The organism is Turicibacter sp. KK003, assembly GCF_037014675.1.
Lineage (GTDB): Bacteria > Bacillota_I > Bacilli_A > MOL361 > Turicibacteraceae > Turicibacter > Turicibacter faecis.
The window spans coordinates 2,246,863-2,259,877 of record NZ_CP142738.1 but is presented as its reverse complement, the minus strand read 5'-3'; the positions used below and the strand labels follow the sequence as shown (position 1 = coordinate 2,259,877).

The following is a 13,015-nucleotide window of genomic DNA, read 5'->3' as shown; positions in this document are numbered from 1 at the left end:
TATGGCTAAATATAGTCCAGAATTCAAATTAAGGATTGTTAATGAATATTTACAAGGGACTTTAGGTTATCGATCGCTTGCTAAGAAATATCAGATTCCAAGTCAATCACAAATTGAAACATGGGTTAGACAGTATAAACAAGAAGGAAAAAACGGATTACAACCAAAAGAAAAACAAGTATATACTGGAGAATTTAAATTAAATGTATTAAACTATATCAAGACAACAGGTGCTTCATATAGCCAAACTGCTATTCATTTTGGAATATCAGATATAGGAACGATTGCGAATTGGAATGCAACGTTTCTAAAAGGCGGTGTAGAGGCATTACTTAAACCGAAAGGAAGGTCTCAAAGCCCTATGCCAAAATTAAAAGCATCTAAACAACCGAAAACTTTAACACGTGAACAACAATTAGAAGAAGAAATTAAATTACTCAGAATTGAGAATGAATACTTAAAAAAGTGTCACGCCCATGGGATTACGCCATGGAACCAAAGAATCAAATCGAGACAAGAATCATCCAAGAATTAACGGCTAATTTTAAATTAAGTGATATTTTAAAGGTCACAAAATTTCCTAAATCAACCTATCATTATTGGGTTAAAAAGATGGCGCAAGAGAATCCAGATCAAGAACTTGAAAATCTTATTTTAAGCATTTTTAAAGAAAATGATGAGAATTATGGTTATCGTCGAATCACAGATGAGCTTCATCATCGAGGTCATCGGGTTAACCATAAGAAAGTCTATCGTCTGATGAAAAAGCGTGGAATTATTTGCGTTAAGTTTAGTCATAAATCACGTAAATATCGTTCGTATAAAGGAACTGTTGGAACAGTGGCTAAGAATCGAATTAACCGCCGATTTAATACCCCTTATCCGTATCAGAAATTGACAACAGATGTGACTGAGTTTAAAACGCAGGAAGGAAAGAAATTATATTTAAGCCCAATCATGGACATGGCAACCGGTGAAATTTTGTCCTATTCAATGAGCCATAAACCTGACTTGAATTTTGTCATGGAATCTCTGAATCAGGTCCTACCTATTCTCAAACAAGCAAAATATAGAATAACCCTTCATTCCGATCAAGGTTGGCAGTATCAACATCAAAAATGGGTTAAAGCATTAAAAACACATAAAATTTTTCAAAGTATGTCACGAAAAGGAAATTGTCTAGATAATTCACCGATGGAAAACTTCTTTGGAATCCTTAAACAAGAAATGTACTATGGAAAGACATTTAAAACCTATGAGGAGTTAAAAGAAGCCATTGAAAACTATATCTACTACTATAATCATAAACGAATTAAAAGAAAATTGGCTGGTATGAGTCCAGTCAAATACCGAATTCGTACCAGCCAATTAGCTGCATAATATTAAGTTCAACTTTTGGGGTTCACTACATTAAGACCCTTTTTTTTCATGATGTATTCAGCTTTACCTGAATCTACATTCAGTTGACGATCGATGATTTGAAATCCCATTTTTTTATAAAACAGGACGGCATTTTTGCTCTCTTCATAGACAGCTAGGGTAAGTTCTGATTGGTGCCGAAAAACAGCTTCTAATAGTTTTTTGCCAATTCCTTGATGTTGATAGCGAGGCAAGATAAAGAGTGCACCAATAAAAGCTTCCTCTATAAGGCTAATAAATCCTTTGATGACTCCGCCTTCTTCAAACACTAAAGTTTTTGATTGTGGAAGATATTCCCGCTTCACAACTTCATAACTTTTTTCCCAATAGTGAAGATCAATAAAGGGATGGGCATCTACCGTACTTTGAAACCAAATATCCATTATCGAATCAATATCCGAATCTCCCATTTTTCTTATTATTGTCATTTATTACCTCCTAGAAAATAGTCGTTTAACTGCTTCATCATGTAAGGTTTATTATCTTCTAATTGTTTAAAGCGGTGGGCATTGGCCCCAGATGGATGGGGAAACCCCCGGAGGATTTGCTTTTCATTTATCATCTGGTGATTTGCTAGGTATAACAAAGCTTCCTCCACGCCTTTTCCTAACGGAATAATGAGTACATTATGGAGATTTGATAGTTCATCCACAAAGTAGTGTTCGATATATTTGAGTAAAATGGGGGTTTTTAATAATTTAGGTTGATGCCCGGTATAATTTTTTCCTTTTACAAATACAGGGTAGGGAATGAGGGACAGGGTGTGGAGTAATTCATCGTGAGTTGTGAAGAGTTCCTCCACATCGTCGATGTGGAGAAATTCATTTAGTTTTAATTGGCGAAGTAAGTCTAATAGGTTTTTACGTAGTGCCCCACTAAACCTTGCCTGAACTTTACATTGATATTTTATTTCCTCAAGTGAACATCCTGTTTCGAGACAGGAGCGGGCTGTGCTAATAGCCGTGTTCATTTGCTCGAACCCCGGTGTAATACCTACAATAAAAATTTTAGCGTGGGGATTGATATATTCATTGTGAGGAGCGTAATAAATTTGAACACCATTTCCTTCTTCAATTAGAAAATCACGTGTGAGTAATTCCTCTTTTGTGTATTTTTTTTTCAAGGGCAATTGTTTAATAGCGGGCACGTAGTTTTGAAGAAATTGTTTCATGTGAATAGACCTCCATTTCTTTCGTTCATCAATGAAGTGATTTAGTAATGAATATCTTCATTAGGATTCCACCCTTGTGATAGGTAATACTTCCTTTTAGGCTTTTTTAAATCGTTAATGATGTGAAATCTTCCGTAGTAACCGTCGTCTACTTATATATTACAGCTTTTTAATAATAGAAGCTAGCCATACTGAGTGGAGATTCGATTGTGGTGATAAACAGTTTTTAAATCATAGTGCCGAAAGAGGGGGGATAAGTTGGAACGAGCGGCTACATTTCTGTGAAGACGTTATTTATACGGTATTCGTGTAAATTTTAATTTCTTCTACTTAAAAAGCGGTTTTGGTGAGTTTTTTTCTCCTTTGATTAGGGAGGTATTTGCTAAAAATAAGGCCTAATGTTCAAAAAAAAAGACGCTAAACATATAGTTAATGGGTGAGATAGAGAAATAAATGTTTCCTATTTTCACGAGATAATGTAAAAAAACTTTGAAATTCAAAAAAATAATCTCCTTTTAGAAAAGAGATGTGCTATAATTCCACCATAGTTAATAAATAGAGTATTTAAACCTATTATATAGTTTTAAATACTACATAATTATAGGTGGTGGATAAAATGGAATTTAAATCATTAAAAATTGGAAAATTCGAATTGGATCTTCCAATCGTTCAAGGTGGAATGGGAATCGGAATTTCGCGCTCAAATTTAGCGGCGGCTGTCTCAAATAGCGGTGGGCTAGGTGTCCTATCAGGTGCACAAATTGGCCATGATGAACCTGATTTTGAGACGAACACGTTACAAGCAAATCTAAGAGCCGTTAAAAAACATATTAAAAAGGCAAAGGAAGCAACCAATGGGAAGATGATTGGAATTAATCTGATGGTTGCGATGGAAAACTACGAGGAACATGTACAAGCTGCTGTTGATGCGGGAGTTGATATTATTATTTCGGGGGCTGGATTACCGCTTACTTTACCAGGGTTGCTAAAAGGGTCTGATACAATGTTTGCACCTATCGTTTCAAGTGCCCGTGCTGCCAAAGCGTTACTTAAAAATTATGACCGTAAATACCAAGTTGCACCGGATATGATAGTGATAGAGGGCCCTAAGGCTGGGGGACACTTAGGGTTCAAATTAGAGGATATTGAGAAGGATACTATCGATCTAGATCAAATTGTTAAAGATGTTATCGAAATTTCAAATGATTATGCGCAAAAGTATCAGAAGGAGATTCCAGTTATTGTTGCAGGGGGAGTTTTTGACGGAAATGATATTGCTCATTATTTAAAATTAGGAGCCGCTGGTGTTCAAATGGCAACTCGATTTATTGCAACAGAAGAATGTGATGCGCATATAAATTTCAAAAACGCCATTATCAATTCAAAAAAGGAAGATATTATTTTAGTAAAAAGTCCGGTTGGAATGCCAGGACGAGCAATTTTAAATCCATTTAGTCAAAGGTACGGAATTAAACGTGAAAAAATTAGAAAATGTTATAACTGCGTAAAACCGTGTAATCCGGCGACGACCATTTATTGTATTAGTAAAGCCTTATTACATGCGGTGCGTGGTGAGGTAGATGAAGCATTACTTTTTTGTGGGTCAAATGCCTATCGAGTCAATGAGTTAACGACTGTCGATGATCTGATGCAAACTTTAAAGCAGGAACTCTTATCTGCCTAATAAAAAAGTAAAAGAATAGCCCTCTAGGGTTGACAGATATCTAACTGTCCTTTATATTAAATAATATATTTGAACTTCAAAATATTTGAAAAGGTTAATATTTGATTTTGGAACAAAGGAGGAATAGAGATGAGTCAATCAGTGAAAGAATTAGATCGTAATGACGTAACGACTGATTATATGGATAATGTCTTACAGTTAATGGATCGATTTTCAAATAGTGATATGACACAGTTAAAGGTAGAAGTTGAGGGGTTTAAAGTTTCACTTCAAAGAGAGGTTAAGGAGATTATTCAGACAATTTCATCGGTTCAACCTTCGGTGACGGAAGTTGTTCCAGTGACACAAACACAGATTGTTTCGGTTAATAATGAGGGGGTTGAAGTTTCTTCGACGAATAACCTTAAAGAAGTGAAGGCGCCATTAGTAGGAACGTTCTATAGTTCTAATGAACCTGGTGGGAAACCATTTGTTTCTGTCGGTGATACCGTTAAAAAGGGACAGGTTTTATGCATTGTTGAGGCAATGAAAGTCATGAATGAGATTGAATCGCCTTATGATGGGGTTGTGAAGGACATTATGGTTGAGAATGAAGAGGCTATTGGATTCAATCAAGTATTAATGCGTATTGAATAGAATGATTAAGTTTTTGGTGAAAAAGGTGAGGTGTAAAAATGTTACACAAGATATTAATTGCGAATCGTGGAGAAATTGCGGTTCGAATTATTCGAGCATGTAAGGAAATGGGGATTGAAACCGTAGCAATTTACTCAACGGCAGATGATCGGGGATTACATGTTGATTTAGCTGACGAGGCGATTTGTGTAGGACCTACTAAAATTCAGGATAGTTATTTAAATATGAATAATATTTTGAGTGCTGCTGTTGCTACAGGGTGCGATGCTATTCATCCGGGATTTGGATTCCTATCCGAAAATAGTACCTTTGCAACATTAACAGAGGAGTTAGGTCTTAAATTTATCGGTCCTAAAGGGACTGTCATTGATCAGATGGGGAATAAGGCTAAAGCACGTGAGATGATGATTCAATCAGGCGTACCGGTTGTACCGGGCTCAGATGGATTAATTGAAACTGTTGAAGAGGGGAAAGCAATTGCAAATCGAATCGGTTATCCTGTGTTAGTCAAAGCCTCTGCCGGCGGCGGAGGACGTGGGATGCGTATTATTCGTGATGATTCTGAATTTGAAGAGCTATTTCAAACGGCTAAGTTAGAAGCCAAGATGGCATTTGGGGATGATTCGATGTATATGGAGAAGTTTATTGAGAATCCAAGACATATCGAATTTCAAATTTTAGCTGACCAATATGGAAATGTCGTTCATTTATATGATCGCGATTGTTCAGTACAACGACGTAATCAAAAAGTTATTGAAGAAGCACCGTCTCCTGTTTTAGACCAAAAGACTCGTCAGCGGATGGGAGAGATGGCGGTCCTTGCTGCAAAAACGGTTGGCTATGAAAATGCGGGAACCATTGAATTTTTATTAGATAAGCATCATCAGTTTTACTTTATTGAGATGAATACACGAATTCAAGTTGAGCATCCGATTACAGAGATGATCACGGGAATTGACTTAATTAAAGAACAGATTAAAATTGCTTCTAATTTACCGTTATCTTTTACACAGGATGAGATTAAGATTCAAGGGCATGCCATGGAATGTAGAATTAACGCTGAAAATCCGCATCAAAATTTCAAACCTTCTCCGGGGACAATAGAGGTTTTAAATCTACCGAGTGGATTTGGTGTACGTGTTGACACGGCTGTTTATCAAGGATATGAAATTCCTCCATTTTATGATTCAATGGTTGGAAAGTTAATTGTTCACGGGGAGAACCGTGATGAGGCTGTGGCAAAAATGAAGCGTTCATTAGAGGAATTGGTAGTAACGGGGATTGATACAAATATTGATTTCCAATATGCAATTATGGATCATCCAGATTTTATTAGTAATGATTATGATACGAGTTTTATTCAACAACATATGCGTGAATTGGAGGTGGGATAATAAATGGGATTTTTTCTACAACGGCAGAAGAAGTTAAAATCATCAACTCCTAAACGAGATATCAACGAGGGAGTTTATACAAAATGTGAATCATGTAAAGAGGTTGTATCGGTTAGACAATTAAACACTAATTTAGGAGTTTGTCCAAGTTGTGGATTTCATCATCGGATGACGGCACAACAACGGTTGGATAGTCTGATTGATCCGGGAAGTTTCAAAGAAATAAATCGTCGCTTACATACGCTTAATCCGTTATCCTTTCCAGGATATGAGAAAAAAATCGAAGGATTAATGGAGAAAACTCAATTAAATGAAGCAGTAGTGACCGGAATTGGTAAAATTGCCGGATACAGCGTTGCTATCGGTATTATGGACAGCCATTTTTTAATGGCAAGTATGGGCTCAGTCGTTGGTGAAAAGATTACGCGTTTAATCGAGGTCTCTACTTCACGTAAAATTCCACTTATTATGGTGTGTACATCGGGTGGTGCGCGGATGCAGGAGGGAATTTATTCCCTTATGCAGATGGCTAAAACATCGGCGGCACTTGCTAAACATAACCAAGCAGGCTTGTTATATATTAGTGTTTTGACCCATCCAACGATGGGTGGAGTTACTGCCTCATTTGCTACTTTAGGAGATATTATCATTGCAGAAAAGGGTGCCTCTGTTGGATTTGCGGGGCGTCGTGTTGTTGAACAGACGATTAAACAAAAACTTCCTGATCATTTTCAAACAGCTGAATTTTTACAGGAAAAAGGACTAGTGGATTTAGTTGTTAGTCGATATGAGTTAAGAGATAAACTTGCAATGTTAATTGAATTGCACGAAGGGAGTGAATGTTAGATGTCTATTCTTGATTTAGAAGTAAAGATTTCTGAGATTGAAATGAAATTAAATGAAATTTCATTAGACGATCAGGAGGAGATAGAGGAACTACAGCAACAATTAAATCGTTATAAAAAACGCGCCTATCAACATCTAACAGCATGGGATCATGTTACATTAGCCCGTCACTCCAAACGTCCTAAGGCACGTGATTACATAGAATATATTTTTGATTCTTTTATTGAGTTACATGGTGATCGGTTATATCGTGATGATGAAGCGATTATTGGGGGAATTGCAAAGTTAGGGAATCAAGCAGTCACTGTTATTGCCCACCAAAAAGGATGTACAACAGCTGAAAATATTAAGTGTAATTTTGGAATGCCTCATCCTGAGGGATATAGAAAGGCATTACGTTTGATGAAACAGGCTGAAAAATTTAATCGTCCGATTATCACTTTTATTGATACACCAGGGGCCTATCCGGGACCCGAGGCCGAGGAACGTGGGCAAGGTCATGCTATTGCAGAGTGCTTACGTGAGATGTCAAATTTAACGGTTCCAACTTTATCAATTGTTATTGGTGAAGGTGGAAGTGGTGGGGCTTTAGCCTTGGGAGTTAGCGATGAAATTTGGATGTTAGAGTATGCGATTTACTCTATTTTATCCCCAGAGGGATTCGCCTCTATTTTATATAAGGATGGATCACGCGCGCAGGAAGCGGCCGAGGTGATGAAACTAACAGCTAAGGAATACTTAGATCGAGGAATTATTGAGAAAATTATAAAAGAACCTATTGGTGGGGCCCATCAATTTCCACAATACGTATTTGACCAATTAAAAGAACAACTCAATAGGTACCTTTCACAGGTGAAAAAAATGACAACAAGACAATTGTTAAATAAACGTTATAAAAAATATAGATTGATTGGGGAATACGATTCCCTTAATCGTTAGCATTTAAGAAAGCAGAGGTGAACTGAGTGGGGATTAAGATTTTAGGGAGTGGATATTGCGTTCCCGCTGCTAAATTAAGTAATAAGCAGATAGAGTCCATTGTGGATACAACGGACGAATGGATTTTTACACGAACCGGGATATCGAATCGTTATATTGCTACAACCGAAGATACAACGGATCTAGCTTATGGTGCAGCCAAAGGTGCGATTGAATCTGCGGCTATTGATTTTGATGAGATTGGTTTAATTATTGTTGCCACATTTACTCCTGAGCAATTAACACCGTCAACAGCATGTCTAATTCAGGCAAGGTTAGGTATTAGTCAACCTGTTATTGCATTTGATATGAATGCTGCCTGTACCGGTTTTGTATACGCACTTGTAACTGCGGAACAATTTTTAAAAGCTAATCCAATCAAGAAAGCTTTAGTGATTGGTGCAGAAGTTTTATCGAAAATTATGGATTGGAATGATCGTTCAACCTGCGTATTATTTGGTGATGGTGCAGGTGCGGCTGTTATTGAGTATGATGGTACGCCGTCGCCAAGCTTTTATTTAAATTGTAAGGGTGACGAAGAAGGTGTACTAGGTACAAGTAAATTTCCTGTTAACAATCCGCTTTATCAAACGGAGATAACACCTATTTCTTTTCATATGCATGGTGCGGCAGTCTTTAAATTTGCCGTAACAGCGATTAAAGAAACTATTGAAAAATTATTAAAGGAAAATCAACTAACATTAGAAGATATTGATTTAATTATCCCACATCAGGCTAATAAAAGGATTATTGATAAAGTTGTTAAAGATTTAAGCGCGTCATCTGAGCAATTCTTTTTAAATGTCTCCGAATATGGAAACACATCGGCAGCGAGTATCCCAATTGCATTAAATGAAGCAATGAATAAACAGATAGTTAAATCTGGGGATCGTGTCATGCTAATAGGATTCGGTGGGGGATTAACATGGGGCGGATGCATCGTCTCTATTTAAAATATGAACATAAGGGAGGATAAAAAGATGTCTTTGACAACTTTATTAAATATTAAATATCCAATTATTCAAGGAGGAATGGCGAATATTTCTTTAGCGGAGCTAGCAGCAGCAGTTTCTAATGCAGGCGGATTAGGTATTATTGGTTCTGGTGGCTGGGATGCCAATCGATTAAGAGATGAGATTGTAAAATGCAAGAAGTTAACAGATAAGCCATTTGGGGTTAATTTAATGTTAATGAACCCACATTGTGATGAGCTGGCTAAAGTTATTGTAGAAGAGGGAGTTAAAGTTGTTACTACGGGTGCTGGAAGCCCCGGTCCATATATCGAGATGTTTAAAGCAGCTGGAATCAAAATTATTCCTGTCGTGCCTTCGGTGGCTCTTGCAAAGCGTGTTGCGCGATTAGGTGTAGATGCTATTATTGCTGAAGGAACAGAATCGGGCGGACATGTAGGTGAGCTAACAACGATGGCCCTTTTACCTCAAGTAGTTGATGCCGTTGATTTACCGGTTATTGCGGCAGGTGGAATTGCCGATGGTCGCGGAATGGTGGCGGCGATGGCTCTAGGAGCTTGTGGTGTTCAAATTGGAACAAGGTTCTTAACAGCAAAGGAATGTCCGGTTCATGAGAACTATAAACAGGCTATTTTAAAGGCGAAGGATACGGATACAGTTGTTACGGGACGAAGTGTTGGAGTCCCTGTTCGTTGTTTGAAAAATCCAATGACTAGAGAATACGTGGCTCTTGAGAAAAAAGGAGTTTCTGCTGAGGAACTTGAGTATTTAACATTAGGATCATTACGTAAGGCTGTTCTTGATGGGGATGTTAAAGGTGGTTCGGTTATGGTTGGACAAGTGGCCGGAATGCTTTCAAAAGTACAAACAGTGTCTGAAATTATTGAGGATATTTATAACCATGCATCAAAGGTTATGGAAGATTTAAAAGTCAGCTAAGAGAGAAAGGGGCAATCATATTATGGCGAAAATCGCATTTTTATTTTCTGGTCAGGGATCACAATATGCTGGAATGGGTAAATCTTTTTATGAATCTAATGAGAGAGCGCGTCAATTAATGGATAAAGCGAACGAAATCTTACCCTTTAACATAAAGGAATTATGTTTTGAAGATGCGGAAAAAAGATTAAATGAAACGACTTATACACAACCCGCTATTTTCGTTGTTTCTCAAATGGCATTATCATTATTAGAAGAGGCGGGGGTTAAACCAGACGTTTTAGCGGGATTTAGTTTAGGGGAATACTCAGCCCTTTGTGCAGCAGGAGTGTTTGATTTTAATGCAGGTGTTTCATTAGTTGCAGATCGTGGAGCTTTAATGGGAGCAGTTACGAATGGAAAAATGGCAGCTATACTTGGACTAGATAAAGAAAAGGCAGAGGCTCTTTGTCAGGAGGCATCAGATAAAGGAATTGTTGAAGTCGCTAATTTAAATTGTCCAGGACAAATTGTGATTGGTGGAACGGTAGAAGCAATTGACTATGCCTGTGAAATTGCCAAAAATTATGGAGCAAAACGAGCCATTGTTTTACCGGTCAGTGGTCCTTTCCATACCTCTTTATTACAAGAGACGGCAAAAGATTTTGGTGAACTTTTAGAGTCTAAAGAGATAAATGAGCCTCAGATTCCACTTGTTCTAAATGTACTCGGGGATTACTATCGTTCAGATAGAGACTTAAGGGAGTTAATGGTTTCTCAAATGGCGACGAGTGTTGAGTGGGAAAAAAGTATTTGTCAAATGATGGATGCGGGAGTGGATACTTTTATTGAAATTGGTCCCGGAAAGACATTAAGCGGTTTCGTGAAAAAAATTAATCGTCAGGCTAAAGTCTTAAACGTTGAAGATATGGATTCATTACAAAAAACATTAAATGAATTGAGCGCATAGGAGGAATTTTAAATGAAACTACAAGGGAAAGTAGCTCTAGTAACGGGAGGATCACGTGGAATTGGGGCCGCTATTGCGTTAAAGTTGGCATCACTAGGATGCCATGTGGCTATTAATTACGCGGGGAATGTTAACAAAGCAGAAGAAACATTAGCTCGTATTCAATCGTTAGGTGTAGATGCTAAAATTTATCAGGCTAATGTGGCTAATTATGACGAGGTAGAGGTCATGACTAAGCAAATTATCAAAGATTTTGGACATCTCGATATTATTATTAATAACGCAGGGATTACGGCGGACAATTTAATGATGAGAATGGATCAACAATCTTTTGATTCTGTAATAGATGTTAATTTAAAAGGAACGTGGAATGTTTGTAAAAGTGTGACACGCCCTATCTTAAAACAGCGAGAGGGAGTTATTATTAATCTATCGTCTGTTGTTGGAATGAATGGAAACATTGGACAAGCAAACTATGCAGCCTCAAAAGCTGGAGTTATTGGATTGACTAAATCATTAGCGAAAGAGTTTGCATCACGTAAAATTCGAGTAAATGCGATCGCTCCAGGCTATATTAAATCGGATATGACAGCTAAACTATCAGATGATGTTACTGAAAAAGTTTTGGAAAATATCCCGTTAGGTCAACTTGGAGAAGTAGAGGATATTGCAAATGCCGTGGCCTTTTTAGTAAGTGATGAGGCACGATATATTACAGGGCAAGTCTTAGTTGTAGACGGTGGAATGGCTATTTAATGAAAGAGGGTGTAATGACTGTGAATAAGCGTAGGGTTGTAGTGACAGGATTAGGAACTGTTTGTCCCGTTGGTAATGATGTTGATACGATGTGGGAAAATATTAAAAATGGTGTTTGTGGAATCGATGAAATTACTCATTTTGATACAACTGATTTTAAAGTTAAATTAGCTGGAGAAATTAAAGATTTAAATATTGAAGATTATATTAATAAGAAAGAAGCTAAACGATTGGATCGTTTTAGCCAACTGGCCTTAATAGCTGCTAAGCAAGCCTATGAGGATTCAAAAATTAATATGGATGAGATTGAAGCCAATCGCTTTGGAGTTATTTTAAGTTCGGGAATTGGTGGAATTGGAACAATTGAATCGGAAAAGGAAAAAGGAATCAAAAAGGGATATGAACGTGTATCACCATTTTTTATCCCAATGGCTATTGGAAATTTGGCTGCCGGAAATGTTGCTATTATGCTAGGGGCTAAAGGAGCTTGTTTAGATATTGTAACTGCATGCGCCGCTGGGACTAATTCAATTGGTGAGGCCTTTAAATATGTCCGTGATGGATATGCTGATATTATGTTAGCGGGTGGTGCAGAGGCTTCAATTACACCGCTTGGTATCGGTGGATTTTCTTCAATGAAGGCCTTATCTACAGCAACAGATAAAAATCGTGCATCTATCCCTTTTGACGCTGAGCGTAATGGGTTTGTTATGGGAGAAGGTTCAGGAGCATTAATTTTGGAAGAATACGAGCATGCCAAAAAACGTGGAGCAACTATTTATGCCGAGCTTATTGGATATGGTGTAAGTTGTGATGCATTCCATATGACAGCTCCTGATACAGAGGCAAATGGTGCTGCCGCTTGTTTTACAATGGCATTAAATGATGCAAATATTACAGCAGATCAAATAGATTATATTAACGCACATGGAACATCGACGCCATTAAATGATAAGTTAGAAACTCTAGGAGTAAAAAAGGTATTTGGTGATCAGACAAATGTGATGCTTAGTTCAACTAAAGGGCATACAGGGCATCTTCTAGGGGCAGCGGGAGCAGTGGAGGCCATTATTACAGTTAAATCGTTACAGGATGGTTTTGTTCCAGGAACTATTAATTATTCACAGCCTGATCCTGAATGTGATTTAGACATTGTTCCAAATCAGGGACGTAAAATGGATATTGAATATGCGTTATCAAATTCGTTAGGATTTGGTGGACATAATGCGTGTGTTATTTTCAAAAAATATGCCGGATAAAAGATTAACTTTT

Annotated in this window: 14 protein-coding genes; 12 read left to right on the top strand and 2 right to left on the bottom strand. The window is 37.5% G+C overall.

Going from position 1 to position 13,015, the window contains the following annotated elements; translation table 11 throughout:
* Nucleotide 1 precedes the first annotated feature (1 nt).
* Entirely contained in the window at nt 2-535 is a 534-nt protein-coding gene (locus VXM77_RS10970) for a helix-turn-helix domain-containing protein (RefSeq protein ID WP_161832943.1), read from the top strand.
* Entirely contained in the window at nt 490-1,380 is an 891-nt protein-coding gene (locus VXM77_RS10965; RefSeq protein WP_161832944.1) for an IS3 family transposase, read from the top strand. Before VXM77_RS10970 ends, VXM77_RS10965 begins: the two co-directional genes overlap by 46 nt.
* A gap of 8 nt (nt 1,381-1,388) precedes the next feature.
* Here VXM77_RS10965 and VXM77_RS10960 read toward each other — a convergent pair whose 3' ends face one another.
* Together VXM77_RS10960 and VXM77_RS10955 are read right to left on the bottom strand one after the other, a co-directional pair.
* Nucleotides 1,389-1,847, bottom strand: coding sequence for an N-acetyltransferase (locus tag VXM77_RS10960; RefSeq protein ID WP_338506349.1), 459 nt, complete (start codon nt 1,845-1,847; stop codon nt 1,389-1,391).
* Nucleotides 1,844-2,590, bottom strand: coding sequence for a hypothetical protein (locus tag VXM77_RS10955; protein WP_338506348.1), 747 nt, complete (start codon nt 2,588-2,590; stop codon nt 1,844-1,846). Before VXM77_RS10955 ends, VXM77_RS10960 begins: the two co-directional genes overlap by 4 nt.
* A 616-nt stretch (nt 2,591-3,206) precedes the next feature.
* Here VXM77_RS10955 and VXM77_RS10950 point away from each other — a divergent pair.
* From VXM77_RS10950 to fabF, 10 genes are all read left to right on the top strand, one after another.
* Nucleotides 3,207-4,274 carry a nitronate monooxygenase family protein gene (locus VXM77_RS10950; RefSeq protein WP_262953848.1) on the top strand — a complete coding sequence of 356 codons (1,068 nt, stop codon included), beginning with the start codon at nt 3,207-3,209 and terminating at the stop codon, nt 4,272-4,274.
* A 129-nt stretch (nt 4,275-4,403) separates the two neighbouring features.
* Nucleotides 4,404-4,910 carry an acetyl-CoA carboxylase biotin carboxyl carrier protein gene (gene accB / locus VXM77_RS10945; RefSeq protein WP_161832719.1) on the top strand — a complete coding sequence of 169 codons (507 nt, stop codon included), beginning with the start codon at nt 4,404-4,406 and terminating at the stop codon, nt 4,908-4,910.
* Between the two features lie 38 nt (nt 4,911-4,948).
* Complete coding sequence (locus tag VXM77_RS10940; protein ID WP_161832718.1) at nt 4,949-6,304, top strand: acetyl-CoA carboxylase biotin carboxylase subunit; 1,356 nt, start codon at nt 4,949-4,951, stop codon at nt 6,302-6,304.
* Nucleotides 6,305-6,307: 3 nt separating this feature from the next.
* On the top strand, nt 6,308-7,150 hold the full coding sequence (accD, locus tag VXM77_RS10935) for an acetyl-CoA carboxylase, carboxyltransferase subunit beta (protein ID WP_161832717.1): 843 nt from the start codon (nt 6,308-6,310) through the stop codon (nt 7,148-7,150).
* The gene (locus tag VXM77_RS10930) at nt 7,151-8,089 is read left to right on the top strand and encodes an acetyl-CoA carboxylase carboxyltransferase subunit alpha (protein ID WP_338506346.1); all 939 of its coding nucleotides are present in this window, start codon (nt 7,151-7,153) and stop codon (nt 8,087-8,089) included.
* 26 nt (nt 8,090-8,115) lie between these two features.
* On the top strand, nt 8,116-9,081 hold the full coding sequence (locus VXM77_RS10925; RefSeq protein WP_161832715.1) for a beta-ketoacyl-ACP synthase III: 966 nt from the start codon (nt 8,116-8,118) through the stop codon (nt 9,079-9,081).
* A 27-nt stretch (nt 9,082-9,108) separates the two neighbouring features.
* A complete protein-coding gene (fabK, locus tag VXM77_RS10920; protein ID WP_161832714.1) occupies nt 9,109-10,038 on the top strand; it encodes an enoyl-[acyl-carrier-protein] reductase FabK in 930 nt (309 codons plus the stop codon).
* Between the two features lie 22 nt (nt 10,039-10,060).
* Nucleotides 10,061-10,987, top strand: a complete 927-nt coding sequence (fabD, locus tag VXM77_RS10915; RefSeq protein ID WP_161832713.1) for an ACP S-malonyltransferase — start codon at nt 10,061-10,063, stop codon at nt 10,985-10,987.
* A 12-nt stretch (nt 10,988-10,999) separates the two neighbouring features.
* Nucleotides 11,000-11,743, top strand: coding sequence for a 3-oxoacyl-[acyl-carrier-protein] reductase (gene fabG / locus VXM77_RS10910; RefSeq protein ID WP_161832712.1), 744 nt, complete (start codon nt 11,000-11,002; stop codon nt 11,741-11,743).
* A 20-nt stretch (nt 11,744-11,763) separates the two neighbouring features.
* Nucleotides 11,764-13,002 carry a beta-ketoacyl-ACP synthase II gene (gene fabF, locus VXM77_RS10905; protein WP_161832711.1) on the top strand — a complete coding sequence of 413 codons (1,239 nt, stop codon included), beginning with the start codon at nt 11,764-11,766 and terminating at the stop codon, nt 13,000-13,002.
* Nucleotides 13,003-13,015 lie beyond the last annotated feature (13 nt).

Coding starts and splice junctions, on each gene's coding strand:
- accB (WP_161832719.1), top strand. CDS start 4,404: ATGAGTCAATCAGTGAAAGAATTAGATCGTAATGACGTAACGACTGAT.
- fabD (WP_161832713.1), top strand. CDS start 10,061: ATGGCGAAAATCGCATTTTTATTTTCTGGTCAGGGATCACAATATGCT.
- VXM77_RS10960 (WP_338506349.1), bottom strand. CDS start 1,847: ATGACAATAATAAGAAAAATGGGAGATTCGGATATTGATTCGATAATG.
- VXM77_RS10930 (WP_338506346.1), top strand. CDS start 7,151: ATGTCTATTCTTGATTTAGAAGTAAAGATTTCTGAGATTGAAATGAAA.
- VXM77_RS10950 (WP_262953848.1), top strand. CDS start 3,207: ATGGAATTTAAATCATTAAAAATTGGAAAATTCGAATTGGATCTTCCA.
- VXM77_RS10970 (WP_161832943.1), top strand. CDS start 2: ATGGCTAAATATAGTCCAGAATTCAAATTAAGGATTGTTAATGAATAT.
- fabK (WP_161832714.1), top strand. CDS start 9,109: ATGTCTTTGACAACTTTATTAAATATTAAATATCCAATTATTCAAGGA.
- VXM77_RS10955 (WP_338506348.1), bottom strand. CDS start 2,590: ATGAAACAATTTCTTCAAAACTACGTGCCCGCTATTAAACAATTGCCC.
- VXM77_RS10940 (WP_161832718.1), top strand. CDS start 4,949: ATGTTACACAAGATATTAATTGCGAATCGTGGAGAAATTGCGGTTCGA.
- VXM77_RS10965 (WP_161832944.1), top strand. CDS start 490: ATGGAACCAAAGAATCAAATCGAGACAAGAATCATCCAAGAATTAACG.
- fabG (WP_161832712.1), top strand. CDS start 11,000: ATGAAACTACAAGGGAAAGTAGCTCTAGTAACGGGAGGATCACGTGGA.
- accD (WP_161832717.1), top strand. CDS start 6,308: ATGGGATTTTTTCTACAACGGCAGAAGAAGTTAAAATCATCAACTCCT.